29 protein-coding genes are annotated in these 26,838 nt (G+C 31.8%); 15 read left to right on the top strand and 14 right to left on the bottom strand.

Annotation, left to right across the window (positions count from 1 at the left end; translation table 11 throughout):
• Positions 1 to 18: 18 nt before the first annotated feature.
• The 6 genes from sufB to C7447_RS03055 all read right to left on the bottom strand — a co-directional run bounded on the left by sufB (position 19) and on the right by C7447_RS03055 (position 6,355).
• Positions 19 to 1,467 carry a Fe-S cluster assembly protein SufB gene (gene sufB, locus C7447_RS03030; RefSeq protein WP_148868700.1) on the bottom strand — a complete coding sequence of 483 codons (1,449 nt, stop codon included), beginning with the start codon at positions 1,465 to 1,467 and terminating at the stop codon, positions 19 to 21.
• A 34-nt stretch (positions 1,468 to 1,501) separates the two neighbouring features.
• Complete coding sequence (locus C7447_RS03035) at positions 1,502 to 1,831, bottom strand: HesB/IscA family protein (protein ID WP_148868701.1); 330 nt, start codon at positions 1,829 to 1,831, stop codon at positions 1,502 to 1,504.
• A gap of 135 nt (positions 1,832 to 1,966) precedes the next feature.
• Positions 1,967 to 3,028 (bottom strand): cytochrome-c peroxidase, encoded by a 1,062-nt coding sequence (locus tag C7447_RS03040; protein ID WP_148868702.1) that lies wholly within the window; start codon positions 3,026 to 3,028, stop codon positions 1,967 to 1,969.
• Positions 3,029 to 3,787 carry an MbnP family protein gene (locus C7447_RS03045; RefSeq protein WP_211354890.1) on the bottom strand — a complete coding sequence of 253 codons (759 nt, stop codon included), beginning with the start codon at positions 3,785 to 3,787 and terminating at the stop codon, positions 3,029 to 3,031.
• Positions 3,788 to 3,791: 4 nt separating this feature from the next.
• Positions 3,792 to 5,111 carry a hypothetical protein gene (locus C7447_RS03050; RefSeq protein ID WP_148868703.1) on the bottom strand — a complete coding sequence of 440 codons (1,320 nt, stop codon included), beginning with the start codon at positions 5,109 to 5,111 and terminating at the stop codon, positions 3,792 to 3,794.
• A 2-nt stretch (positions 5,112 to 5,113) separates the two neighbouring features.
• Positions 5,114 to 6,355, bottom strand: a complete 1,242-nt coding sequence (locus C7447_RS03055; RefSeq protein ID WP_148868704.1) for a choice-of-anchor B family protein — start codon at positions 6,353 to 6,355, stop codon at positions 5,114 to 5,116.
• Positions 6,356 to 6,478: 123 nt separating this feature from the next.
• On the opposite strand from C7447_RS03055, the gene thiL reads away from it, so the two are divergent.
• The 9 genes from thiL (at position 6,479) to C7447_RS03100 (ending at position 14,257) form a co-directional block, all read left to right on the top strand.
• Positions 6,479 to 7,522 carry a thiamine-phosphate kinase gene (gene thiL / locus C7447_RS03060; RefSeq protein WP_148868705.1) on the top strand — a complete coding sequence of 348 codons (1,044 nt, stop codon included), beginning with the start codon at positions 6,479 to 6,481 and terminating at the stop codon, positions 7,520 to 7,522.
• 114 nt (positions 7,523 to 7,636) lie between these two features.
• Positions 7,637 to 8,107, top strand: coding sequence for a peptidoglycan-binding protein LysM (gene lysM / locus C7447_RS03065; RefSeq protein WP_148868706.1), 471 nt, complete (start codon positions 7,637 to 7,639; stop codon positions 8,105 to 8,107).
• Positions 8,108 to 8,209: 102 nt separating this feature from the next.
• Entirely contained in the window at positions 8,210 to 9,109 is a 900-nt protein-coding gene (locus C7447_RS03070) for a DMT family transporter (protein WP_148868707.1), read from the top strand.
• Positions 9,110 to 9,139: 30 nt separating this feature from the next.
• Entirely contained in the window at positions 9,140 to 10,006 is an 867-nt protein-coding gene (locus tag C7447_RS03075; RefSeq protein ID WP_246143004.1) for a YicC/YloC family endoribonuclease, read from the top strand.
• Between the two features lie 4 nt (positions 10,007 to 10,010).
• On the top strand, positions 10,011 to 10,616 hold the full coding sequence (gmk, locus tag C7447_RS03080; RefSeq protein WP_148868708.1) for a guanylate kinase: 606 nt from the start codon (positions 10,011 to 10,013) through the stop codon (positions 10,614 to 10,616).
• A complete protein-coding gene (gene nadD, locus C7447_RS03085; protein WP_148868709.1) occupies positions 10,617 to 11,201 on the top strand; it encodes a nicotinate (nicotinamide) nucleotide adenylyltransferase in 585 nt (194 codons plus the stop codon).
• A gap of 46 nt (positions 11,202 to 11,247) precedes the next feature.
• Positions 11,248 to 12,111 carry a M23 family metallopeptidase gene (locus C7447_RS03090; protein WP_148868710.1) on the top strand — a complete coding sequence of 288 codons (864 nt, stop codon included), beginning with the start codon at positions 11,248 to 11,250 and terminating at the stop codon, positions 12,109 to 12,111.
• Positions 12,112 to 13,608, top strand: a complete 1,497-nt coding sequence (locus C7447_RS03095) for a GH3 auxin-responsive promoter family protein (RefSeq protein ID WP_148868711.1) — start codon at positions 12,112 to 12,114, stop codon at positions 13,606 to 13,608.
• A gap of 91 nt (positions 13,609 to 13,699) precedes the next feature.
• Complete coding sequence (locus C7447_RS03100) at positions 13,700 to 14,257, top strand: MOSC domain-containing protein (RefSeq protein ID WP_148868712.1); 558 nt, start codon at positions 13,700 to 13,702, stop codon at positions 14,255 to 14,257.
• Positions 14,258 to 14,286: 29 nt separating this feature from the next.
• On the opposite strand, the gene C7447_RS03105 is transcribed toward C7447_RS03100, so the two are convergent.
• The 5 genes from C7447_RS03105 to C7447_RS03125 all read right to left on the bottom strand — a co-directional run bounded on the left by C7447_RS03105 (position 14,287) and on the right by C7447_RS03125 (position 17,898).
• The gene (locus C7447_RS03105) at positions 14,287 to 15,885 is read right to left on the bottom strand and encodes a S41 family peptidase (protein WP_148868713.1); all 1,599 of its coding nucleotides are present in this window, start codon (positions 15,883 to 15,885) and stop codon (positions 14,287 to 14,289) included.
• Positions 15,872 to 16,300: a deoxycytidylate deaminase gene (locus tag C7447_RS03110; protein WP_148868714.1), complete on the bottom strand. Its 429-nt coding sequence runs from the start codon at positions 16,298 to 16,300 to the stop codon at positions 15,872 to 15,874. Before C7447_RS03110 ends, C7447_RS03105 begins: the two co-directional genes overlap by 14 nt.
• A 57-nt stretch (positions 16,301 to 16,357) precedes the next feature.
• A complete protein-coding gene (locus C7447_RS03115; protein ID WP_148868715.1) occupies positions 16,358 to 16,939 on the bottom strand; it encodes a HupE/UreJ family protein in 582 nt (193 codons plus the stop codon).
• A gap of 7 nt (positions 16,940 to 16,946) precedes the next feature.
• The gene (locus C7447_RS03120) at positions 16,947 to 17,408 is read right to left on the bottom strand and encodes an Lrp/AsnC ligand binding domain-containing protein (protein ID WP_148868716.1); all 462 of its coding nucleotides are present in this window, start codon (positions 17,406 to 17,408) and stop codon (positions 16,947 to 16,949) included.
• A gap of 79 nt (positions 17,409 to 17,487) precedes the next feature.
• Complete coding sequence (locus C7447_RS03125; protein ID WP_148868717.1) at positions 17,488 to 17,898, bottom strand: BrxA/BrxB family bacilliredoxin; 411 nt, start codon at positions 17,896 to 17,898, stop codon at positions 17,488 to 17,490.
• Positions 17,899 to 17,969: 71 nt separating this feature from the next.
• On the opposite strand from C7447_RS03125, the gene C7447_RS03130 reads away from it, so the two are divergent.
• The 6 genes from C7447_RS03130 (at position 17,970) to C7447_RS03155 (ending at position 24,605) form a co-directional block, all read left to right on the top strand.
• Positions 17,970 to 18,728, top strand: coding sequence for a TerB family tellurite resistance protein (locus C7447_RS03130; RefSeq protein ID WP_148868718.1), 759 nt, complete (start codon positions 17,970 to 17,972; stop codon positions 18,726 to 18,728).
• Positions 18,729 to 18,853: 125 nt separating this feature from the next.
• Positions 18,854 to 22,258 (top strand): isoleucine--tRNA ligase, encoded by a 3,405-nt coding sequence (ileS, locus tag C7447_RS03135; RefSeq protein ID WP_148868719.1) that lies wholly within the window; start codon positions 18,854 to 18,856, stop codon positions 22,256 to 22,258.
• 4 nt (positions 22,259 to 22,262) lie between these two features.
• A complete protein-coding gene (locus tag C7447_RS03140; RefSeq protein WP_148868720.1) occupies positions 22,263 to 22,643 on the top strand; it encodes a TraR/DksA family transcriptional regulator in 381 nt (126 codons plus the stop codon).
• Between the two features lie 100 nt (positions 22,644 to 22,743).
• On the top strand, positions 22,744 to 23,322 hold the full coding sequence (locus C7447_RS03145; RefSeq protein WP_148868721.1) for a hypothetical protein: 579 nt from the start codon (positions 22,744 to 22,746) through the stop codon (positions 23,320 to 23,322).
• Between the two features lie 42 nt (positions 23,323 to 23,364).
• Positions 23,365 to 23,976 (top strand): lipoprotein signal peptidase, encoded by a 612-nt coding sequence (locus tag C7447_RS03150; RefSeq protein WP_148868722.1) that lies wholly within the window; start codon positions 23,365 to 23,367, stop codon positions 23,974 to 23,976.
• A gap of 26 nt (positions 23,977 to 24,002) precedes the next feature.
• A complete protein-coding gene (locus C7447_RS03155; RefSeq protein WP_148868723.1) occupies positions 24,003 to 24,605 on the top strand; it encodes a DUF4230 domain-containing protein in 603 nt (200 codons plus the stop codon).
• On the opposite strand, the gene C7447_RS03160 is transcribed toward C7447_RS03155, so the two are convergent.
• Genes C7447_RS03160 through C7447_RS03170 form a run of 3 tightly spaced genes read right to left on the bottom strand, consistent with a single transcriptional unit; the run spans position 24,602 to position 26,816 of the window.
• A complete protein-coding gene (locus C7447_RS03160; protein WP_148868724.1) occupies positions 24,602 to 25,015 on the bottom strand; it encodes a YeeE/YedE thiosulfate transporter family protein in 414 nt (137 codons plus the stop codon). The genes C7447_RS03155 and C7447_RS03160 overlap by 4 nt on opposite strands.
• 1 nt (position 25,016) lies before the next feature.
• Entirely contained in the window at positions 25,017 to 25,577 is a 561-nt protein-coding gene (locus C7447_RS03165; protein ID WP_148868725.1) for a YeeE/YedE family protein, read from the bottom strand.
• Positions 25,578 to 26,816, bottom strand: coding sequence for a 3-deoxy-D-manno-octulosonic acid transferase (locus tag C7447_RS03170; protein ID WP_148868726.1), 1,239 nt, complete (start codon positions 26,814 to 26,816; stop codon positions 25,578 to 25,580).
• Positions 26,817 to 26,838: the final 22 nt, after the last annotated feature.

Here is a 26,838-nt window from a genome sequence, read left to right on the forward strand (position 1 = left end):
AATTAGTAATTAAACTAATTATCCAACCGATCCTTCTAAACTAATTTCTAATAATTTTTGTGCTTCTACAGCAAATTCCATTGGTAATTTATTCAATACCTCTTTACTGAAACCATTCACAATTAAAGCGATTGCTTTTTCAGTGTCAATTCCACGTTGATTACAATAGAATAATTGGTCTTCACCAATTTTACTAGTAGTTGCCTCATGCTCTACTTGTGCTGATTTATTCTTAACTTCAATATAAGGGAATGTATGTGCTCCACATTCGTTACCCATTAACAAACTATCACATTGCGAGAAGTTACGAGCGTTTTCTGCTCTTGAGTTAATTTGTACTAATCCACGGTAACTGTTTTGAGATTTTCCTGCGGAAATTCCTTTCGAAATAATGGTTGACTTAGTGTTTTTGCCTAAGTGAATCATTTTTGTTCCTGTATCTGCTTGTTGATAGTTATTGGTAACTGCAATAGAGTAAAATTCACCTACGGAGTTATTTCCTTTTAACACACAACTAGGGTATTTCCATGTAACAGCAGAACCTGTTTCTACTTGCGTCCAAGAAATTTTCGCATTTGTTTCACATAATCCTCTTTTGGTTACAAAGTTAAAAACTCCACCTTTACCATTTGCATCTCCAGGAAACCAGTTTTGTACTGTAGAATATTTAATTTCTGCATCATCCATGGCAATTAACTCAACGACAGCTGCGTGTAATTGGTTTTCATCACGTTGTGGTGCAGTACAACCTTCTAAATATGATACATAACTTCCTTTGTCTGCAACTACTAATGTTCTTTCAAACTGACCTGTTCCTCCTTCATTAATTCTAAAGTAGGTTGATAATTCCATTGGACAACGAACTCCTTTTGGAATGTAACAGAAAGACCCATCAGAAAATACGGCTGAATTTAGTGCTGCGTAGAAATTATCTGTTGTTGGAACAACAGTTCCTAAATATTTTTTGACCAATTCAGGATGTTCTTGAATTGCTTCTGAAATCGGCATAAAAATAATCCCTTTTTCAGCAAGAGTTTCTTTAAATGTAGTTGCTACGGAAACAGAATCCATTACAATATCAACCGCAACATTAGCCAATTTTTTTTGCTCATCTAAAGAAATTCCTAATTTTTTAAAAGTTTCTAACAGATCAGGGTCAACCTCATCTAAACTATTTAATTTAGGTTTCTTTTTGGGTGCAGAATAGTAGGCGATTTCTTGAAAGTTAGGTTTAGGGTATTTAACATTTGCCCAATCTGGCTCTTCCATTTTTTCCCAAACTCTAAACGCTTCTAAACGCCATTCGGTCATCCATTCTGGTTCGTTTTTCTTTTTTGAAATAGCACGAACAACATCTTCGTTTAACCCTTTTGCAAAGGTTTCACTTTCAATATCTGTATAAAAACCGTATTCGTATTCTTTGGTTTTTAACTCTTCTCTTAAATCATCTTCTGTATACTTACTCATTATTTTCAGTAATCAATTATCAGTTATTGTTTTTCTATAAAGAAAAACTTTCTCCGCATCCACACGTTCTATTAGCGTTCGGATTGTTAAAAACAAATCCTTTACCATTTAACCCTCCAGAATATTCTAATGTTGTTCCTACAAGATATAAGAAGCTTTTTTTGTCGACTACAATTTTTACATCGTTTTCTTCAAAAACCTTATCATTTTCTTGTGTTTTTTTATCAAAAGTTAAATCGTATGATAATCCTGAACAACCTCCACTTTTTACGCCTACACGAACAAAGTCTGTTGTAGCGTCAAAACCATCATCAGTCATGAGTTCAATGACTTTCTTTTTTGCTGTGTCTGAAACTTTTATCATTTTAAATAGATTAAATCTAAATTGGATGCAAATATACGAATAAAGAATTTCTTAGACACACTTGTGTAAGAAGGATTTAGAGCAAGTGTTATCTATAGTTTCTATGATAGAATTGAATATGCTTATAGTTCGTTTTTATTGCTGAAACTTAGGATTGTTTATGAAGTCATAATCAGAAAGTGATAATAAAAATGCTTTTAAATCGGCTTTGTCTTGTGAGGTTAGATTTACACCTCCTTGATCTATTTTTTTCATTAGAGGATCAATCGTCTCTGAGTTTTGCAATCCTTCGGAATAATGATTAATAACTTCATCGATGGTTAAAAAACGACCATCGTGCATATACGGTGCGGTAAATGCTAAATTACGAAGCGAAGGAGATCTAAATTTTCCGTTATCGTTAGTGTCTCCAGTAACTCCACCTAAACCAAGATCAGTAAATGTAGCGTCTAATCCGTTATTATGAAATTTATTATCTGTCCATAGAGGATTATTGTTGCTTCCGTGACAATGAAAACAATCTCCTTTAGTCTCGTCCATAAATACGTTGAATCCATTTAGTTCGTTATCGGTTAATTCTACTTGGCCAAGTAAATATTTATCAAATTTAGAATTAGCAGATATTAAAGTTCGTTCGAATTGAGCAATAGCTTTTACGACTAAGGCAGAGTCAATCGCAACGGTTTTAAAAGCTAATTGAAATAAAGAGGGGTATTCTGGATGGTTTTGTAATTTTTTTTCAACATCAATCCAGTTACTATGCATTTCTATTGGATTGGAAACAGGTTCAAAAGCCTGTTTTTCTAAACTAAATTCTTTTCCATCCCATGTAAAACGCTCATCGAAATTCCAAACTAAATTAAATAGAGGCATCGAGTTTCTTGTTCCTCTAATTCCGTCGATACCGTCACTAAATTGATCGGTATCTGTAAATGAATTTTCAGGATTATGGCAAGTGGCACAAGATTGTGTATTGTCTTTGGATAAAATAGTATCAAAGAACAATTTTTTACCAAGAGCAATTCCTTCTTCTGTCAGCGGATTGTCAGCTGGAATTAACGGGGCAATTAACTTCTGTTGAAATAATATTGGAACTTCTAAAGAAACAGGAATGGGTATATACTCTTCTTGTTGATCACTTCCCGATGAACAGGAAATAAAAATTAAAAGAAAGCATATGTGTAGCCATTTTTTCATTTATAAACTAAAAACTGATTTCCCGTTTGCATTCATCAATAATTGTGCTTCATAATTTGGCATTAACATTTGATTTAATACATTTAAATCCCATTCATTTGGATTTTTAAACCATTCGGCAATATTCATTTTAACATTAATTGTAGCTGAATTATCTTTAACAATTACCTCCCCTAAAGTAACACTAAAAGAAGTATCTTTGAGAATTAAGTTATCTGGATCTGTGTTGTCTACAGCACGAATTGCATGATAATTAAAACCAACGGTTGTATCGTTCATGTCAATAAATTTGCCATCAAATTGCATGTAATGATAGCCACCACCCATTATCATTGGTACTTCGAAACTAGCTATATTTAAATCTGGATATTCTCCGTCTATATTATTTTCATCCGAAAAACCAAAGCGAAAAGAAAAGTTGTAGGTTCCGTTAGGTAGAAGGGTGTTTGTAGTATAGGATAAAGTTTCTTCATCATTAACATCTACTAAAAGGTAATCTTCTACTTTATAGCTAGAGCCACTGGTATGGGTTAAATAAATATTAGAGACTAAATAGCGAAGTCTTTCTATACTTAATTCTTCGCCGTGTTCATTAGTGAATTTAATATTATTAAAATCATCTTTTGTAACTGAATCTTCCTCCCAGTTGTGGGTAAAGTTAATATTGATGGTAGTTTCTTTAGGTGCAACATCACTATCTGAACTACATGATGTAAAAGCAATTGAAAGTCCTAAAAAAAGTGTAATTAATTTTTTCATTTTATTATTTTAGTTTGATAATTAGTAGGTCTGAAAAACCTCTGTTTAATAGTATATCTCCATCATTACTTGAGCTTTCACCAACAGCAATAACAGTTCCGTCATTTAATTCAACAGCATCATATAAAAAATCAATATTTGAGCCTCCTATAATTTGTTGCCATTCTTGGTTTCCTTCGGAAGATATTTTTAATATCCAAGCATCATTTTCACCTTGATTTGTAAATCCGTTATCGATACTGCGTGAACTTCCAGAAATGATAAATCCACCATCGTTTGTTTTACTTATAGATCTTGCAACATCAAAACTACTTCCTCCAAAACTCTTTTCCCAAAGTAAATTTCCTTCAGGAGAAATTTTAATAAGCCATAAATCGGCACCGCCATTGTTTAAGCTTACATCTATATCGGTACTACGAGTATCACCCACAATTATAAAATTACCATCGTTGATTGTGCTAATAGCTCGAGCTTCATCAATTTCGGAGCCACCGAAATTTTTTTCCCAAATTAAATCACCTGTTGAAGAAATACGTATAATCCAAAAATCGTAAGTTCCTTTGTTATTGGTAATGTCAACATCACTACTATCTGAAGTTCCTGTTATAATATAACCACCATCAGAGGTTTTTGCAATTCCTTGAGGTGTATCGGTAAAGTTGCCGCCGTAATATTTACTCCATTCTTTATTACCAATATTATCGAGTTTTATTACCCAGTAATCTCCACCAGCATGACGGTTAGCTGTACGAGAATTCCCTTCTCCACCAGAAGCTGTTACATCTAATTCACCAGTAATTAAATAACCCCCATCGTTGGTTTCAATAAGTTTTGTGCCATCATCTCTACCTTGAAAACCGAAAGATTTTTGCCAAGAAAGGTTTCCGTTTTCATCTAGTTTGGCAAGCCAGAAATCACGATCACCAGCATTATTTGTAACATCTAAGTCGTTACTTTTACTGTACCCGAAAATAGCAAAACCACCATCTTGGGTTTGGATAATGCTTTTACCTCTATCGTCTCCGCTTCCCCCATAAGTTTTACTCCACTGTAAAACATCCTCTGAAGAAAATTTTAACACATAATAATCGAAGCTTGTATCGTTTTTATATTCAACATCATTATCGTTGCTTTGTGTATAACCAAGTATTGCATAACCGCCGTCAGAAGTCTTTACAATTGATTGTGCTGCTTCATTATTCGTTCCTCCAATTGTTTTTATTAATTCAATTTTTGGTTTAGTTTGAATAGGAATGGTTAAGCTACCTTCAGAACAGCTTACTAATGTTATAAAAATTATTACAAAAGAAATATTTCGAATCATGATTAGGATCCTGATTTTCTAATAACGAATAAACCTCTCTCTATGTCGTTTATGATAATATTACCACTTGAGAAATAAGGGTAAACACTCCAAGCACCATTAAAAGCTGTAGCATCGTCAGCAGGATAAGTGTCAAAGTATCCAATTTCTGTCATAGAGTTTGTAGAAGCGGAAATATTAGAAATATCTAACACACGCATACCGGCTCTATAATTAGCCACATAAAAATTATTATCTAAAACATAACCATTATGATCAATTGCTTTAGAAGATCCTGAATAAGTTGATGATAATATGGGGTTATTCAAGTCTTGCAGGTCAAAAACTAAAGTACGTGTGTTCATACCAAAGTTTTGTTCATCAGTTTCATCTCCTAAAATGAAGTATTTATGATCATCTGTAAACCATCCTTGGTGTGTGTATCCAATTTGCGAGTAGCTTATTGATGATAATTTTACTATATTGGTTTTGTCTGTTACATCTAATACAACCACTTCATTTTCATTGCTGCCTACATAAATTTCTTTGCCATTGTATTCTATGTCTGGTCCGTTATACGTTATTACTTGAGCGTCGTGAGAATACCCGTCTGCAGTATGATCTCCTAAATAAGTAGGGTTCGTAGGATTGGTTATGTCAATAAAAATTGGACCTCCTCCATTAGTACTTCTACATCCCACTAAATAAGCGATACCTTTATCTTCATTAATAACAATATTGTGGCAACTTTCTACTCCGGTGTAGATAGCATCTGCAGTAAAATTAATAGGAGGATTTGTTACATTTCTTAATTTTGTTAAGTCAAAAACCTGCATACCATGAGCTCCTACACCGTCAGCTACAATAAATGCATGATTATTAAATACCTTAATATCTCTCCAATAATTGGTTCCTGCATTTGTGTTTAATCTTCCTAAGAATATAGGGTTTAGAGGGTCGCTAACATCTACAAATGCAGTACTGTTTGTTGTTCCAACAAGAGCATATTCTTTATTCGTTGTAGAATCCGTCCACCCCCAAACATCACTTCCTTCGGGTGTTCCAGTTGAACTAGCTAAAATTGAAACAGGAATGTTTGACATTAAATCATAATCATTACATGGGTAATCTCCAGCAAAACCATTTATACATGGGGTTCTTTCTGTATTATTATCAGTATCCGTGTTTTGAGGGGCTGTATCTGTTGAAGAACAAGAGAATAAGCAGAATAAAAAAGTAATTACAAAGACAAATTTAATTTTCATAAGTAAGGGATTAAAGTTATGCTTAACCTAAAAAATAATAGTATAGTATTCAAAGTTATAGTTTTATTTAGTAGTTAGCTAACGAAAACTTGTTAAAATATTACTTTGAACTATCTTTGCAGTATGTTAGAAGATAAAAATACTGAAAAAACTTCATTAGCTGAACTAGGAGAGTTTGGTTTAATAAGCCATTTAACAAAGCATTTTAAAATTTATAATTCAACCACTAAAAAAGGAATTGATGATGATTGTGCTGTAATTTCTGCTGGAGGAAAAGAAACGTTAGTTACAACAGATTTATTAATAGAAGGAGTTCATTTTGATTTGAGCTACATGCCTTTGAAACATCTTGGTTATAAAGCTGTCATGGTTAATTTGTCTGATGTATATGCAATGAATGCAAAAGCAGAACAAATAACCGTTTCTTTAGCAGTTTCTAATCGTTTCCCTTTGGAAGCATTAGAAGAATTATATGCTGGAATTCAGTTGGCTTGCGATACTTATAAAATAGATTTGATTGGTGGAGATACCACTTCATCTACAAAAGGAATGTTAATTTCTATTACAGCTATAGGAATAGCAGATAAAGAAGATATTATATATAGGAATGGAGCAAAAGCTACTGACTTAATTGTTGTTTCTGGAGATTTGGGTGGAGCATATCTTGGTTTACAAGTGTTAGAGCGTGAAAAACAAGTGTACCAAGTGAATCCAAAAAATCAGCCAGATTTAGACGCTTACACTTACATTATTGAGAGACAATTAAAGCCTGAGGCTAGAAAAGATATTCCAGAACTATTAAAAGAATTAGGTGTAAAACCAACTTCTATGATTGATATTTCTGACGGACTCTCTTCTGAGTTGTTTCATATTTGCACACAAAGCAAAGTAGGGTGTAAAATTTATGAAGATAAATTACCATTAGATCCCCAAGTTATTTCTACCTGTGAAGAATTTAATATTGATTCTACTATGGTTGCCTTAAGTGGCGGAGAAGATTATGAATTATTATTTACGGTTCCTATTTCCGAATTTGATAAAATAAAAGGAAATCCAAATTTATCAATTATCGGCCATATGACAGAAGAGAATCAAGGAATGAATTTGGTAACTAGGGCAAACCAAGAAATTGCATTAAAAGCACAGGGGTGGAATTCGTTTAGTTAATGATTTCATTTTGAGTGAGGTAAAAATCATTTTTAGAAATATTAAAAAATGGTATAAAATTTGTATCTTGCTCTAGAGAAAAAATAATAATTAACAAAAAAAATTAAAAAAGAAATGGGATTATTTTCATTCATTAAAAATGCTGGTGCTAAAGTGTTTGGTATCGGAAAAACAACTGAAGAGGAAGCAGTAGAAAAAGCTGTAAAATTAACAGACGCTGTAAAAGCATTAGAATTATCAGTAGAAAATTTAGAAGTATCTGTTGATGACGATAAGGCGACAATTTATGGTGAAGCAGCTGATTTAGCTACCAAAGAAAAAGTTGTATTAGTAGTAGGAAATACAGATGGTATTGCTTCTGTAGAAGACAACATGACTGTTGCTGAAGTAGAAGAAATAAATGAAGCTGAAATGGCTCAGTTTCATACAGTTGAAAAAGGGGATACTTTAGGTAAAATCGCAAAAGAATTTTATGGTAATGCAATGAAATATCCTGTGATTTTTGAAGCAAATAAGCCAATGTTATCTCACCCAGATAAAATTTATCCAGGTCAGGTATTAAGAATACCACCTTTAGTGGACTAATCAAAAGTTAATCAACCAAAGGAAAAGCGTTACTTTATTGTAACGCTTTTTTTGTTTTTAGGATGAATATAATGGTTAATTTTGTGTCTTAACCAAACATCAATGAACCAAAGAATTTTAGCATTAACAGCAACTTCAATTGCGACTATTATTTATGGCGTAACTTTTACAATTGCTAAAGAGGTAATGCCTTTATATATAAAACCTTTTGGATTTATTTTACTTCGTGTGCTAGGAGCTACGATAATATTTTGGATAATCGGACTTTTAGTTAAATCACCTTCAGTTGAAAAAGAAGATTATAAACATATTGCGTTAGCAGCATTTTTTGGAGTAGGATTAAATATGCTTACTTTTTTTAAAGGGTTAAGTTTTACAACTCCTATAAGTGCATCGGTAATTATGGTAACAGCACCAATATTAGTGCTTGTTTTTTCAAGTATTATTATAAGAGAAAAATTAATTCTGCGGAAAATAATAGGTATAGTTGTTGGGCTAATAGGAGCAGTTGTATTAATAACCTACGGAAGCTCACCTTCAGGAGACGCAAAAAATGTTATGTTAGGTAATTTCTTGGTTTTTGTGAATGCATCTTCGTACGCCATGTACTTGGTGCTTGTAAAAAAATTAATAACTAAATACAATCCAATTGTTTTTGTAAAGTGGTTATACTTTTTTGGGTTGCTTTATGTTTTGCCTTTCGGTTTTTCAGAATTTACAGAAGTGCAATGGCAAATCATACCAACTTCCATTTATTTAAAAATAGGTTTTGTTGTCTTGTTTACAACATGTATAACGTATTTATTTAATTTATTCGCATTGTCAAAACTAAAACCAACCACAGTAAGTGTATTTATTTATTTGCAACCAGTAATAGCTACTATTTATGCCTTATTCGTTGGAAGTGATCAGCTAAGTTTAATTAAAATAATAGCAACAGTGTTCATTTTTTCAGGAGTGTATTTGGTTACAAAACAAGTGAATCCGAGTACCAGCAAATAATGTATCTTTGCCAATTAACAAACCAAAGTTATGATACAGTCAATGACAGGTTACGGGAAATCCGTATTACAATTACCTACGAAAAAAGTGACAATTGAGATAAAATCGTTAAACAGTAAAAATCTCGATTTAAATGCACGTATTCCGTCGTATTATAAAGAGAAAGAATTAGATGTTCGTAAAAAATTGGCGTCTGCTTTGGTAAGAGGAAAAGTTGATTTTTCTATTTATGTAGAAATGACTGCGGATGAAACTTCAACAGTTATTAATAAAGGAGTTGTTGCCGAATATATGCAGCAATTAAGAAATGTTGTGCAAACAGGTTCTTCGGATGATGTTGAGCTTTTAAAAATGGCAGTTCGTATGCCAGATGCATTAAAGACAGAGCGTGAAGAATTAGATGAAAATGAGTGGAAGGAGATCGATAAACATATTGATATTGCTATCAATGAGATTATTCAATATAGAGTAGATGAAGCTGCTTCTTTAGAAGAAGATTTTAAGCAACGAATTACCAATATTAAAAGTTGTTTAGAACAAGTGAAGGAAATGGATGGTGAACGTGTTGAAAATGTAAGAATACGTTTACGAAAAGCTATTGATGACCTAAAAGTAGAAACAGATGAAAATCGTTTTGAACAAGAATTGATTTACTATTTAGAAAAATTAGATATTAATGAAGAAAAAGTACGTTTAGCAAATCATTTAGACTACTTTTTACAAGAATTAGACAGTACAGATTCTAACGGAAAAAAATTAGGATTCATCGTACAAGAAATTGGTAGAGAAATTAATACGACAGGTTCTAAAGCTAACTTTGCACCTATGCAAAAAGTGGTAATTCAAATGAAAGACGAGTTAGAAAAGATAAAAGAACAAATTTTAAACGTTTTATAGTAGTATGACGAAAGATTTTAAAGGAAAGTTATTTGTATTTTCAGCACCATCTGGTTCAGGAAAAACAACGATTGTACGTCATTTGTTAAAACAAGAACGATTTAATTTAGAGTTTTCAATCTCTGCAACTTCTCGTGAAGCAAGAGGAGAAGAAAAAGATGGTATTGATTATTATTTTATTTCTGCAAAAGAATTTATTCAAAAAATAAAAAATGATGAATTTTTAGAATGGGAAGAAGTATATCGCGATAATTTTTACGGTACATTAAAAACCGAAGTGGAACGAATTTGGGCTAAAGGGAAACATGTAATTTTTGATATTGATGTAGCTGGTGGATTGAGAATAAAAAAGAAATTCCCAAAAGAAACGTTAGCAGTTTTTGTAAAGCCACCAAGTATTGATGAATTAAAAATTAGACTTAAAAAACGCAGTACCGAAAGCGAAGACAAAATTAATATGCGAATTGCTAAAGCATCTGTAGAGTTAGCAACGGCGCCACAGTTCGATAAAATTATAAAGAACTATGATCTAGATATCGCTTTAAAAGAAGCAGAAGAATTAGTTGGTAATTTTTTAGCATCAAGAATAACATCAAACGAAGAAGAGTAGATGAAAAACATTGGGCTGTACTTCGGAACTTTTAACCCTATTCATATTGGTCATTTAATTATTGCCAATCATATGGTAGAAAATTCTGATTTAGACGAAATTTGGATGGTCGTTACACCTCATAATCCGTTTAAGAAAAAAAGTTCGTTGTTAGATAATCATCATCGGTTAGAAATGGTATACCGAGCTACCGAAAGTTACGATAAGATTATTCCTTCAGATATTGAGTTCAAGCTACCGCAACCTAATTACACAGTTTATACGTTAGCGTATTTATCAGAAAAATACCCAAGCTATAAGTTTAATTTAATTATGGGAGAGGATAATCTAAAAAGCTTTCATAAATGGAAAAATTATGAAACTATTTTAGAGCTTCATGATATTTATGTGTATCCAAGAGTTTCTGATGGAAAAATAGAAACACAATTTCATAATCACCCTAAAATTCATCATGTACAAGCACCTATTGTAGAAATTTCTTCAACAATGATTCGCAAGGGAATTAAAGAGGAAAAGAACATGCGTCCACTTTTATCAAATGCTGTTTGGCAATACATAGATGAGATGAATTTTTATAAAAAATAGTTTCCCTATTTTTTCGTTGTATATTTGAATTATAAAGGCAATTTTTGTGGCAAAAGACAAGAAAAAAAGTAAGTTAAAACAAAAACTAACCGATAAGTATCGCTTGGTTATTTTAAATGAAGACACTTTTCAAGAACGGTTTTCTTTTAAACTTTCTCGGTTAAATGTATTTGTATTTGGTGGAGTATTTTCGGTTTTACTGATTACTCTAACTACATTTTTAATAGCATTTACAGGGTTACGAGAATACATACCAGGTTACTCGTCAACTGAGTTAAAAATAAAAGCTACAAGGTTAACTTACGAAACAGATTCGTTAAAAAATCAATTAGCAGTTTTACAAAATTTTACAGAAGCAATCAGACCTGTTTTAACAGGAGAAATTGAACCCGAAGTTATAGACTCTTTAAAAAGTGAAGCTGAACAAATAGTTGTAGATGAAATCAAGTTAAGTGCCTCTAAGCAGGATTCTTTATTTAGAGAGGCAATGGAAAGTGAAGATCGTTTTCCTTTATCTGAAAACTTACAAAATAGAGCAAAAATTGTATTTTTTGCACCTTTAACGGGAAGTCTTACTCAAAAGTTTAATGCTATAGATAAGCATTATGCTATAGATATTGTAGCTAAAACAGATACTCCAGTTAAAGCTATTGCAGATGGAACCGTGGTTTTTTCTGAATGGACGGCCGAAACAGGATATGTGTTGATGATTCAACATGCAAATGAGTTTATTTCAGTATATAAACACAATGGAAACTTGTTAAAACAACAAGGAGATTTTGTAAAATCGGGTGAGGTAATAGCCAGTGTGGGTTCTACTGGAGAGCTTAGTACAGGACCTCATTTACATTTTGAATTATGGAATAATGGATATCCTGTAAATCCAATAAATTATATTGATTTTCAATAAATGAGCATTAAATCTTTTTTAGCGATTCCATTTGCCAAACTTGCTAGAAAGCAAGTATATAAGTGGGCAAATAATCCACACGAAACACAAGAGAAAGTTTTTCAATATTTAGTTTCAGAAGGAACTGCAACAGTTTTTGGTAAGGATCATGATTTTGTCTCTATCAATAATTATGAAGATTTTAAGAAGCGTGTTAAAGTAAATGATTACGAAGGTTTACGTCCATACATAGATAGAGTTGTTACAGGTGAAGAAAATGTTTTGTGGAAAGGAAAACCAATCTATTTTGCTAAAACTTCAGGAACAACTTCTGGAGCTAAATACATCCCTATTACAAAAGAATCGATGCCAACGCATATAAAATCGGCAAGAAATGCTTTGTTGTTTTATATTGCCGAAAAAAAGGATGCTAGTTTTGTAAATGGAAAGATGATTTTTTTACAAGGAAGTCCAATTTTAGAAACTAAAAACGGAATCAAATTAGGACGATTAAGTGGTATTGTTGCGCATTATGTTCCATCATATTTATTAAAAAATCGTTTACCAAGTTGGGAGACCAATTGTATTGAAGATTGGGATGTTAAAGTAGGTAAGATTGTAGATGAAACATTGCCAGAAGATATGACGGTAATTAGTGGAATTCCGTCTTGGGTACAAATGTATTTTGAAAAGTTGATTGAAAAAACGGGAAAAAAAGTTTCAGAAATTTTCCCAAACTTCAACTTCTTTATTTACGGAGGTGTAAACTTTGAGCCATATAAAAATAAATTCGAAGCTCTTATAGGGAAAAAGATCGATTATATTGAGCTATATCCAGCATCCGAAGGGTTTATCGCTTATCAAGATAGTCAAACTGAAAAAGGAATGTTATTACAACTCGATAACGGAATTTTTTATGAGTTTATTCCTGCAACTGAGTTTTTTGATGAAAATCCAACACGTATTTCTTTAAAAGATATTCAACTAGGAGTTAATTATGTAATTATTTTAAATACTACAGCAGGACTTTGGGGGTACAATATTGGTGATACAGTTGAGTTTACTTCGTTGAGTCCATATAGAATTAAAGTTACAGGTCGTATTAAACATTTCATTTCTGCCTTTGGGGAACACGTAATAGGTAAAGAAGTAGAGAAAGCGTTAAACGAAGCTATTGTGGGAACAAATATTACTGTTAGTGAATTTACGGTTGCTCCACAAGTAAGTCCATCTGAAGGGTTACCATATCATGAATGGTTTATTGAGTTTGAAAATGAACCTAATAATCTTGACGATTTAGTTGTTAAAATTGATGCTTCAATGCAACAACAAAATATTTATTACCAAGATTTAATAAAAGGAAAAGTATTACGCCCGCTTATTATTAGAAAAGTAAAAAAAGGAGGGTTTCATGAGTACATGAAATCAATTGGTAAGTTTGGCGGTCAGAATAAAATTCCGCAGTTATCCGATAACCGTAAAATCGCTGATGTATTGCAAAATTTTTTAGTTGAATAATATTGTTATTGCGACAAAGTATAAAGCGCTAACCTCTTCTATTTAATTGATTGCTTTATTTTGTTTGCAATGGTGTTAATCCTGTAATTACATGAAAATCATATCAACAAATATTGGTAAACGAATAGAAATTGATTGGAAAGGTGTAATGATAACTACAGGAATTTTTAAATTCCCTGTAGACAAGCCTGTTTTTTTAGATGTTGAGGATGTAAAAGGGGATGCTATTTGTGATCGTGAAGAGCATGGAGGAATAGATCAAGCGGTATATGGATATTCGTTAAAACACTATGATTACTGGAGAAAGTTATATCCAGATTTAGATTGGCAATTAGGCATGTTTGGTGAAAACTTAACAATAGATGATTTAGAGGAAACAAAAATCTATATAGGAGATACTTTTAAGGTTGGTGAAACGATTTTAGAGGTAACGAAACCACGACAACCTTGTATTAAGTTAGGTGTTCGGTTTAATAATATGAAGATTGTAAAGCAATTTTGGAACTCAACGAAAAGTGGAGTGTATTTTAAAGTTTTACAAACTGGTTTTGTTAGTGCAAATGATGAATTTAAACAAATTAAAAAGTGTGTTGAAAACCCAACCATAGCTGAGGTTTACGAAGCAAAAAAAATAAAAAACGGAATATAAAAAACCTCGCTATTAGCGAGGTTTTTTATTTATTGTTTTTCTAGCTCAAAAACTTTCTCGAGCATTTTATCATCGGGTTGATTAACACGATACAAACCTTCATCGTTAAACAATTCACGTGCAATAGACGTTTTTAAATACTTTCTAAGTTGTTCTTTTGTTCGTTGAGAAGGATTATAATCTTTTAATTTACTTAAGAATTTGTCTGAAATAGTATGATCTTCGTCGAAGTTTTTAATATAATCTTCTACAGATAATTTTGATAGTGTTTTACGGTTTTCATCCACATGGGTAAAAGCAAAATCATTAAGCTGTCTAAAATAAAATGCAGGTATATACGAAGTTGTGTCAATGGGAACAAAAACATCAGGTACAATACCTCCACCACCATACACAATTTTCCCTTTAGGAGTTGTATACCGTAAGCTATCGATAGTTTTTATACTGTCTTTGTTGAATAATTCTCCGCTACGATAACGATCTTCAATGTCATGATCATAATCAATTATGTCATTGGTGTCAAAAGGATCAATTGTTTCATCTTCTTCTTTTTGACCGCTATATGGTTTTTGAATGGAACGTCCTGTAGGAGTGTAATAACGAGCGGTGGTTAATCTAACTGCAGAACCATCCCCTAAATCCATTTCTTCCTGTACTAATCCTTTTCCGAAAGAACGACGGCCAATAATAATTCCTTTATCATTGTCTTGTAGGGCACCAGCTACAATTTCTGAAGCAGAAGCCGAGTTTTCATCTATTAATACATATAATCCTCCTTTTTCGAAAGCACCTTTCTCTGTTGCATAAGATTCAATAATATTACCTTTATTGTTTTTGGTAAATACCATGAGTTTATTATCTTCTAAGAATTCATCAATAATACTGTTTGCGATATGAATAAAACCACCTCCATTGCCTCGTAAATCTAATACCAAATCGGTCATTCCTTTAGACAATAATTTATCTAATGAAGTTTTAAATTCTTGATAAGTATTTTGAGCAAAACGATCTAGTTTTATATAGCCGATGCTGTCATTTAGCATATAAGCTACATCCACACTTTTAATATTTACCTTTCCTCGGTTAATGACTACGTTAAATAAACTATCGTTGGTTTTTCGGTAAATCTGTACTTCTACTTTTGTGTTAGGTTTCCCTTTTAAGATTTTTAAAATTTGAGAGTTCTGGAGGTTTTTACCATATAAAGTATCTTTATTAGCTATTAAAATTCGATCTCCTGCTTTAATACCCACTTTAATACTCGGTCCGCCTTTTATTGGTTGAATAACCGTAATGGAATCATTAATCATTCTAAATTGAACACCAATACCTACAAAATTTCCTTGCATGTTTTCGGTAACAGCTTGTAAGTTTTCTTTCGGAATGTATACCGAATGAGGGTCTAATTTACCTAACATTTCAGCAATAGCCCCATCTAATAACTCGTCTGTATCCACACTGTCAACATAATCATGTTGAATAAAGTTAATCAAACGTTTTATTTTTTGCTCTTTTGCAGAGCCTCCAGTTATGGTTAATCCTGAATTACCACCATTTAAAAAAGTTCCTATAAGAACTCCGAAAACAACGGCGATTGCTAAATAAATGGGTAAATTATTCTTGTTCATTAGGTAAATAAATAAGTTCTACACCTGCTTTTTTTAAAAACTCTAAACCAGATTCATCTTTGTATTCATTGGCATATACAACACGTTTTATACCAGCTTGATGAATAAGTTTACTACATTGTTGACAAGGTGATAAAGTAATATATAACGTAGCACCTTTACATGATTGTGTTGAGCTAGCAACTTTTAAAATTGCATTTGCTTCTGCATGTAGTACATACCATTTTGTGTACCCTTCCTCATCTTCACAAGCATTTTCAAACCCTGTTGGAGTTCCGTTGAATCCGTCGGAAATAATCATTCTATCTTTCACAATAATCGCTCCAACTTTTTTACGGTGGCAGTGAGATAATTTTCCCCACTCATGAGCCATTTTTAAGTAAGCTTTGGCGTATTTTAATTCTTTTTTAGTCAAGTTTTTGAGTTTATATAGCTAAAATAGTGAGATTTTATTTTTTGAGAAGTTAATTATTTACCAAAAAACACGATTTATCATCATTTGTATTGCGAACCCAATTACGATTGAGGATGCTACTAAAATCCAATCACGACGATTTACACCTAAAACAGACTGCACAAGAGATCCGATTAATAAAATACCAAGTACTATAATTACTTGAGCTGCTTCTACACCTAAGGCAAATTCAAGTAAAGGAATGAACTTGTCTTGACTTTTACCAATCATCATTTTAAAATAATTTGAAAAACCAAGTCCGTGAATTAATCCAAAGAATAAAGCAAAAATTAAATTCTGATTTTCTTTTCCTACAGATGCTTTTCTGGCGGTTAACACATTCATTAAACCTGTAATAAAAATGGTTAACGGAATTAAAAACTCTACTAAGTTGGCACTAACTTTTAAAATGCCATAAGCAGATAAAGCTAAGGTTATAGAGTGACCAATGGTAAAAAGTGTAATTAACCAAAGTACTTTTTTCCATTGTTTAAAAAGGTAAACAACCGTTAAAACTACAAGAAATAAAATATGATCATAGGCTTTGAAATCTAAAACATGGAACAAGCCCATTTTAAAGTAAAGAATAAATTCGTTCATAAAGGGGTTAAATTTTTATTTGTCTGTCTATTTGTTGGTCTAAAGATATAAATGTTTCGGTTCTTGAAACACCTTTTATATTTTGAATGTCCTTATTTAATAAGTGCATTAAATCTTCGTTATTTTTACACATTATTTTAATAAAGATAGCGTAATTACCTGTTGTATAGTGGCTTTCAACAACCTCGGGAATCTCTTTTAAACGCTTAATTGCTGATGAATATAAACTGGAGGAATCTAAAAAGACTCCTACAAAAGCGGTAGTTGTATATCCTAAGGCTTTAGGATTGAGTACCATTTTAAAACCGTCTATCAAATCAGACTCTTCTAATTTTCGTAAACGTTGATGAATAGCTGCTCCAGAAATGCCTACTTCACGAGCAATACTTAAAATAGGTGTACGAGCATCTTCTACTAATCGTTTAATAATGATTTTATCAATCCCGTCAATTTTTAGTTTTTTTATCATAATGAAACAAAAGATAAAAGTAAAAAAATCCGCTCAACTGAGCGGATTTTTATTGTATTTAAAAGTTTAATCTTTTAGCTTAACAAAACTCATCATAAGCTTGCGCTAAATTTTGCGCAATCATTTGTGCAGAACGACCTTCAATATGATGACGTTCTAACATGTGTACTAATTTACCGTCTTTAAATAAGGCAATAGCTGGTGATGATGGAGGAAAAGGAATCATATGCTCACGTGCTTTTGCTGTAGATTCTTTTTCTACTCCAGCAAAAACTGTTGTTAAATGCATTGGAGTTTTATCTGCTCCTAACGATGCAATTGCACCAGGTCTTGCCGTTCCTGCAGCACAACCACAAACAGAGTTTACCATTACTAAGGTTGTTCCTTTTTTAGCTAAAGCATTATCAACATCTTCAGCAGTATATAAAGCTTCAAAACCAGCGTCAATTAATTGATCACGCATTGGTTTTACTAATTCTTCTGGATACATAATTATTAAATTTTAGACTGCAAAGATACTTATAATCTGTTTATATTTGAAATTCATTAAAAATGATATTTATGGGCAAATTTGCAAAATGGCTTGGTGCAGGTGTTGGATTTACGTTAGGCGGACCAATTGGAGCTATTTTAGGATATACATTAGGTAGTTTTGTTGATGGTTTTTCTATTCAAGATTTTACGCAAGAACAAGAGGAGTATAAGCAACAAACACAGCAAAGAACACGAGTTCATGCAACATCGGGCGATTTTGAAATTAGTTTATTGATTTTAGCATCAGTTGTTATAAAGGCAGATGGAAAAGTAGACCGAAGAGAATTAGATTACGTGCGCATGCATTTTGTTAAAATGTATGGAAAGGATCGCGCAAACCATGCCTTTAAGCTTTTTAGTGGAATTATTAAAAGACAAATTTCTACTCGTCAAGTATGTATGCAAATTCGTCAGCATATGACACATTCATCTCGTTTACAACTTATTCATTTTCTTTTCGGAATAGCAAAAGCCGATGGAAATGTGTCTTCATCTGAAGAACAAGAAATACATAAAATTGCAAGTTATTTTTATATAAATGATTATGATTATACTTCTATAAAAGCGATGTTTTATAATGAAAGCGATAGTGCTTATAAAATTTTAGAAATCACCAAAAACGTTACGGATGATGAAGTAAAAAAAGCGTATCGTAAAATGGCTAAAAAATATCACCCAGATAGAGTTCAAAGTGTAGGGGAAGAGCATTTGGTGGGAGCAAAAGAAAAATTTCAAAAAATACAATCAGCTTACGAAAAAATTAAAGATGAAAGAGGAATGAGTTAATTGTATTAACGAACATAACAATTATATAACAAAACGGCCTATATTTGGGGCGTTTTTTAATAGATCAAAACTAAGAATTACAATAAAATACGTAATTTCGCACATCTAATATACAGAACGACAAAATGAGCAAGAATTTTACTGAATACAAAGGATTGGATTTACCAAAAGTAGCTGATGAAATATTAAACTATTGGGAAGAAAACAACATCTTTGAAAAAAGTATTACCACACGCGAAGGCAATAAGCCATTTGTGTTTTTCGAAGGACCGCCATCTGCGAATGGTTTACCAGGAATTCACCATGTTATGGCACGTGCCATTAAAGATATTTTTTGTCGTTATAAAACTCAAAAAGGATACCAAGTAAAGCGTAAAGCAGGTTGGGATACCCACGGGTTGCCGATTGAGTTAGGTGTAGAAAAAGAGTTAGGAATCACTAAAGAAGATATTGGTAAAAAACTTACCGTAGAAGAGTATAATCAAGCTTGTAAAACTGCAGTAATGCGTTATACAGATATCTGGAATGAAATGACTCGTAAATCGGGTTACTGGGTAGATATGGAAGATCCGTATATTACATATAAACCAAAGTATATGGAGTCTGTTTGGTGGTTATTAAAGCAAATTTATGAGAAAAACTTGTTGTACAAAGGGTACACAATTCAACCGTATTCACCAAAAGCAGGTACAGGTTTAAGTTCACATGAGTTAAATCAACCAGGAACGTATCAAGATGTAACAGATACAACTGTTGTTGCACAGTTCAAAGCACTAGAAGAAACATTGCCTGAGTTTTTAGAAAACGAAGGAACCGTTTACTTTTTAGCATGGACAACAACTCCTTGGACACTTCCTTCGAATACAGCACTAACCGTTGGGTCAAAGATTGATTATGTGTTAGTTGAAACCTATAATCAATACACATTTAAACCTATGAATGTTATTCTGGCTAAGAATTTAGTTGGTAAGCAATTCAGTGGAAAATATTATCAAGTTGAAAAAGATTCAGAATTATTAGCATATTCAGATGGTGATAAAAAGATTCCTTTCTTCGTAAAAAAAGAATTTAAAGGAACCGATTTAGTTGGAATTAGATATGAGCAATTATTACCATATGCACTACCATATGAAGCAGCAGAAAATGCATTTAGAGTAATTTCTGGTGATTTTGTAACAACAGAAGATGGTACAGGTATTGTTCATACGGCACCTACTTTTGGTGCAGATGATGCATTGGTTGCAAAACAGGCAGAACCAGAAATACCACCAATGTTGGTATTAGATGAAAACGCAAATCCAGTTCCGTTAGTAGATTTACAAGGGAAATTTAGACCAGAAATGGATGAATTTGCAGGTAAATATGTGAAGAATGAATATTATGCAGACGGAGAAGCACCAGAAAAATCTGTAGATGTAGAACTTGCTATTAAACTTAAAACAGAAAACAAAGCCTTTAAGGTTGAAAAATACGTACACAGTTACCCAAATTGCTGGAGAACAGATAAACCTATTTTATATTATCCGTTAGATTCTTGGTTTATTAAGGTAACAGACGTAAAAGATAGAATGTTCGAATTAAACGAAACGATTAATTGGAAGCCAGAGTCTACAGGAACTGGTCGTTTTGGTAATTGGTTAAAAAATGCCAATGATTGGAATTTATCGCGTTCTCGTTTTTGGGGAATTCCTTTACCTATTTGGAGAACAGAAGATGGTTCAGAACAAATTTGTATAGGTTCTGTAGAAGAATTAAAAGCTGAGATTAAGAAATCAATTGAAGCTGGAGTTATTTCAGAAGATATTTTTGCTGACTTTGAAGTAGGAAATATGTCGGATGAAAATTATGATAAAATCGATTTACATAAAAATGTAGTTGATAAAATTGTATTAGTTTCACCTTCAGGAAAGCCAATGAACCGCGAAAGTGATTTAATTGATGTTTGGTTTGATTCTGGTTCTATGCCGTATGCACAATGGCATTACCCATTTGAAAATAAAGAGCTGATAGATAATAAAGTAAGTTATCCTGCTGATTTTATTGCAGAAGGAGTAGATCAAACGAGAGGTTGGTTTTATACGCTTCATGCTATCGGAACCATGGTTTTTGATTCTGTAGCTTATAAAAATGTGGTTTCTAATGGTTTGGTGTTAGATAAAAACGGACATAAAATGTCGAAACGTTTAGGAAACGCTGTAGATCCGTTTACAACCTTAGCAGAATTTGGTCCGGATGCCACACGTTGGTATATGATATCAAATGCGAATCCTTGGGATAATTTAAAATTTGATGTTGCAGGAATAGAAGAGGTAAAACGCAAGTTCTTTGGAACCTTATATAACACTTATTCATTCTTTAGTTTGTATGCTAATATTGATAACTTTAATTATTCAGAAGCAGATATTCCTTCAGAAGAAAGACCAGAAATTGACCGTTGGATTTTGTCAGAATTACATACGCTAATTCAAAAAGTAGATGAAGCATATGCAGATTATGAGCCAACAAGAGCAACCCGTTTAATTAATACGTTTGTACAAGATCATTTAAGTAATTGGTATGTGCGTTTATGTAGAAGACGTTTTTGGAAAGGAGAATATGCGCAAGATAAAATATCTGCATACCAAACTTTATATACTTGTTTAGTTACGGTGGCTAAGTTAGGATCGCCAGTAGCACCATTTTTTATGGACAGATTGTATAAAGACTTAACCAAAGCAACGAATAAAGATGCATTTGAAAGTGTGCATTTAGCTAATTTCCCTGTTTTTAATGAGTCTTTAGTAAATAAATCTTTAGAAAGAAAAATGGAGAATGCGCAAACAATTTCTTCACTAGTTTTATCGTTAAGAGCTAAAGAAAAGATTAAAGTACGTCAACCCTTACAAAAAATAATGATTCCGGTTTTAGATACGAATCAAAAGGAAGAAATTATTGCTGTTTCAGATTTAATAAAATCGGAAGTAAATGTTAAAGAGATTGAATTGTTAGACGATGCTTCGGGTATTTTAGTGAAACAAATTAAGCCGAATTTTAAAGGATTAGGTCCAAAATTCGGAAAAGATATGAAGTTGATTTCTAACAAGATACAAAATTTTACTCAAGAAGAGATATCTGTAATTGAAAAAGAAGGGCAAATTTCTGTAGAAATTAATGGAAAAATGATTACTTTGGAACTCGCAGATGTAGAAATTTCATCGAAAGATATTGAAGGTTGGTTGGTTGCAAACGCAGAAGGGTTAACGGTGGCTTTGGATGTTACAATAACTGATGAATTGCATAAAGAAGGTATTGCAAGAGAGCTTGTAAATCGTATTCAAAATGCAAGAAAAGAGACTGGATTAGAAGTAACAGATAAAATAAAATTAACACTGTTAAACTTCGCTGATTTACAACAATCAGTATCTGCAAATGAAAATTATATAAAAGCAGAAACGTTAATCAAAGAATTGGTTTTCGTTGATGCATTAGAAAATGGTACGGAAATTGAGTTCGATACCATTAAAAGTAGAATGTTAATCGAAAAAGCATAGCAATATGGCAGAAGATGTAACCGTAAGATACTCAGATAGTGACTTACAAGAATTTAAAGAAATTATTTTAAAGAAAATAGAAAGAGCTGAAGAAGATTTAGAACTTTTAAATGCTTCATATAAAAATGGTTCTGATAATGGTACTGAAGACACTTCACCAACGTTTAAATCGTTTGAAGAAGGTACAGACACGATGGCAAAAGAAGCGAATATGCAATTAGCCATTCGTCAAGAAAAATTTATTCGTGATTTAAAAAACGCGTTAATTCGTATTGAAAATAAAACTTACGGAATATGTAGAGTTACTGGAAAATTGATACAAAAAGAACGTTTAAAATTAGTGCCCCATGCCACGTTAAGTATTGAGGCAAAAAGAAACCAATAAACCAAAGCTTCCTATTAGGAAGCTTTTTTGTTTTATGAAGAATCTAGTTTTTATATCCTTTTTTTTAGTGAGTAGTATTATTTACTCACAACAAACGCTTATGAGAAGTTTTGACACTTCGGTTAACGAAATCGAGTTGTCTACAACGGGTTTAGATGAAATCCAAATTATAAACTCAGAATCAAACAGTATTGAAGTTAGTGTATTTGATGAAAATCCGAACTCGCATTATATTATAGTGGATGAAGAAAATGATTTATTAAAAATTGAGTTTAATCTTCAGTTTATAAATGATGAATCAACTGTTTTTAGAAAGTTTATTACAGAACGCTTAAATAGAGCTTCCGCAGTTGTTAAAATTCCTAAAAACAAATCGATAATCATTTATGGAACCAATATTGATCTAATTTCTAAAAATTATGAAGGAGATTTAAAAATTTATATCGATAAAGGATTATTAAAACTGAATAAAGTTGAAGGTAATATAGAAGCAAAGCTCTTTCAAGGAAATGTTTTTGCTGAGGTTAAAAATTCAAATATTGAGGTAGTTTCTAACAACGGAAAAATTATGGTGAATGAGGAAATTCATTCGAAGAAATATAAAAAATCAAGTAAATTTACAAGTAAAATCTTCAAGATAACTTCTATAAACGCTAATGTTATGTTAACCACTAAATAAACACAATACTTTTCTTATTTTTGTCGCACTTAAATTTTAAAAATGTCTAAAAAGAACATCGCTATTCTTACTGTTGCCCTAGCAATCTTAATTGATCAAATTAGTAAAATATACATTAAAACACACTTTATGTTAGGAGAAGAAGTCGTGGTTTTTCCTAATTGGTTTATTATTCATTTTACAGAGAATAATGGAATGGCTTGGGGATTTGAATTCGGTGGAAGAGCAGGAAAACTCTTTCTTACATTTTTTAGATTAGTTGCTGTTTCAGGGATTGTGTATTGGCTGTGGCAAACCATAAAAAAGGCAACTCACAACGCTGTAATTGTTGCGATCTCGCTTATTTTAGCTGGAGCGGTTGGTAATATTATAGATTCTGTTTTTTACGGAGCAATATTTGATTCTTCTAGAGGAAAAGTAGCAAGTTTATTTTCAGAGAATCCATATGGAGAATTTTTCCATGGGAAAGTAGTTGATATGCTTTATTTTCCTATGTGGGAAGGTACTTTACCAAATTGGTTGCCTTTTGTTGGAGGAAATTACTTTACTTTTTTTAATGCTATTTTTAACGGGGCTGATAGCTGGATAACTATTGGAGTTATTATTTTATTCTTTTTTCATAAACAAGCTTTTCCTAAAGAAGAGAAAGCATAATTTATTTATATTTATAGGAAAAATATATGCGCTTTTTAAAATACGCTGCCATTTTTCTACTTGGTTTTTTAGTAGCTAAACTTTTCTACGAAGAAAAAGAAGAAATTTATCAACAAGAAGAAATTAAAGTGATGCTCAATGAAATTAATAATTTGAGTAAATTGGTGGTTTCAGAAGGGAATTTTTCTGAAATGTATAGTTTTTCTGATACCAAAAAGTATTTCTACGATTATTTCGAGTTTGAGAAAAAAGCAATGTTATCGGTTAATGCGAAAGTTGAAGTTGGATATGATTTATCTAAGTTAGAAATTCAAATTGATAGTATTGGCAAACAAATCATTATCAACAAAATACCAGAGGAGGAAATTTTGATTTCACCAGACATCAAATACTTCGATTTACAGCAAAGTCAATTTAATACATTTTCAAAACAAGAATTAAATGGATTAAATGATAAAGCGATTGAAAAAATAAAAGAAACAATAGAAGTAAGTCAGCTTAAAGCAGCAGCCAAAATCAGATTATTTGAAGAACTTTCTAAAATCTATCAGCTTTCTAAAATCTATCATTGGAAAGTGGTTGATAATACAAACTCAACGATATTTGAAGAACTACAAATAAAATATTAGTTAGGTAACTTCTTACTTACTAATCCGAATACAAAAACACCTAAAAGAGCTCCAATTATGATGACTAGAGCAGGTAAGAAGTCAAACCCAAATAAAATAAATAAAGGAGCTACACAAGCTCCAGATAAAGCCCAGCCTAATCCGAAAATAGAACCACCTAAAAGTGTTCTTACATAACCTTTACTTTTTTCGTTAGGGACAATTTTATTTCCGTTAACATCTTTTATTTTTTCATTTTTAAATAACTGCATTATTAGGAATGAAATGATCACAGCAGATCCTATTACTCCGTACATATGAAATGATTGAAACTTAAACATTTCATAAATTCTGTACCAAGAAATAATTTCAGCTTTACTTAAAACAATTCCGAAGAATACACCGAGAAATAAAAATTTTATGTTTTTCATTTTAACCAAAAATTAAAGGAAGCAAAACCCAAGTCATAAATAAACCACCAGCAAAAAAACCAATGGTAGCTAGTAAAGAAGGTAGTTGTAAACTACTTAAACCCGTAATGGCATGCCCAGAAGTACATCCGCCAGCGTAACGAGTACCGAAACCGATTAAAAACCCAGAACCAATTAGAATTAAAAACCCTTTTAAAGAGAAAATTACATTCTCACCGTACAGTTCTTTTGGTAAATATGATTTTCCAGCGTCAGTAAATCCTAAATCAGCTAAATCATTTACTGTTTTCGGATTCAAATCAATCGTTTGATCAGGAATTAAAAAATTAGCAGCTATCAATCCTCCAATAACCAAGCCTACTACAAAAGTTAAAGCATAATCACGTTCTTTCCAATCTTTTTTAAAGTAATCAGAAAACTTACCAGCACCTACAATAGTACACATGGTTTCGAAATTACCAGAAACGCCAAAGTTTTTACCAAAAAAGAAATATAAAAATAATGTTAAAGCTATTAAGGGACCAGCAGCATACCAAGGCCAAGGTTGTAAAATAAAATCCATCTATAATTTCTTTTTAATATAATCAATTACTAAATCTGTCGCACCAATATTACTTTTTACATACGCTTTATTGATGTTTCCCATTTTAGATTTTAAATTAAAATCAGTTTTTAGTTGCGCAAATATACTTGAAAATTCTTCTTGATTTTTAATGGGTTTAACACCTTTTAGTTTTTCTAAATCGGTTGCTTCTTTAAATTTTTTATAATTATTCCCGCCAAAAACTATAGGAATTCCATAAGTTGCTGGTTCTAAAATATTATGCAAACCAGTTGCTAATCCACCCCCGACATAAGCTACATCGCCATAAGAATATATTTTGGTTAGTATACCAATGGTATCGATGATGAAAACTTCATATTTTGATAAATCTTCACCTTCTTTTTCAGAATACAAAATTACTTTTTTATCAATTGATTTTTTTAGTTCTTCAATTTGATTGGGATGAATGTTGTGAGGAGCAATGATAAACTTTTCTTCTGGTGAAGAGCTGTTATTAATATAGTTTATCAATAATTCTTCATCTTCTTTCCAAGTACTTCCTGCTACTAGAGTGTGTTTGTTGTTTTTAAATTCAGTAACAAAAGCAAGAGAATTATCTTGTTGTAAAATTTCATAAACCCTATCAAAACGGGTATCTCCAGACATGGTTATATTATTATAACCTATCGTAGTTAATAATTTTTTAGAAGTTTCGTTTTGAACAAAAAAATGATGAAAAGCTTTTAAAGGTTTTTGCATCCAAGTTCCATAGGATTTAAAAAATAATTGATCTTTTCTGAAAATACCTGAAACTAAAATAGTTTTTGTTTGTGATCTCTTCAATTCTTTTAAAAGATTAGGCCAAAACTCGTATTTAACAATAATTGCCATTTCCGGATGAATCTGTTTAATAAATTTTTTCACGTTCGATTTTGTATCAAAAGGGAGGTAACAAACAATATCTGCCAAGTCATAATTTTTTCGGACTTCATAACCTGAAGGAGAGAAAAATGTAATTACAATTTTATAATTTGAATACAAAACTTTTAGCTTTTCAATAATCGGTCTTCCTTGTTCAAATTCACCTAAAGATGCAGCATGTAACCAAATTACTTTGTCATTTTTTTTTATGGAAGATAGTTTTTTAAATGTTTCATTTCTTCCATCAATAAAAAGTTTTATTTTTTTATTAAAAAGCGCTATTATTTTTAAAATAAAGTAGGAAATAGAGATAATGATATTGTATAGGAAACTCATGAGTACGAAAGTATGAAATAAA

The organism is Tenacibaculum adriaticum, from assembly GCF_008124875.1.
In the GTDB taxonomy this organism is placed as follows: Bacteria; Bacteroidota; Bacteroidia; order Flavobacteriales; family Flavobacteriaceae; genus Polaribacter; species Polaribacter adriaticus.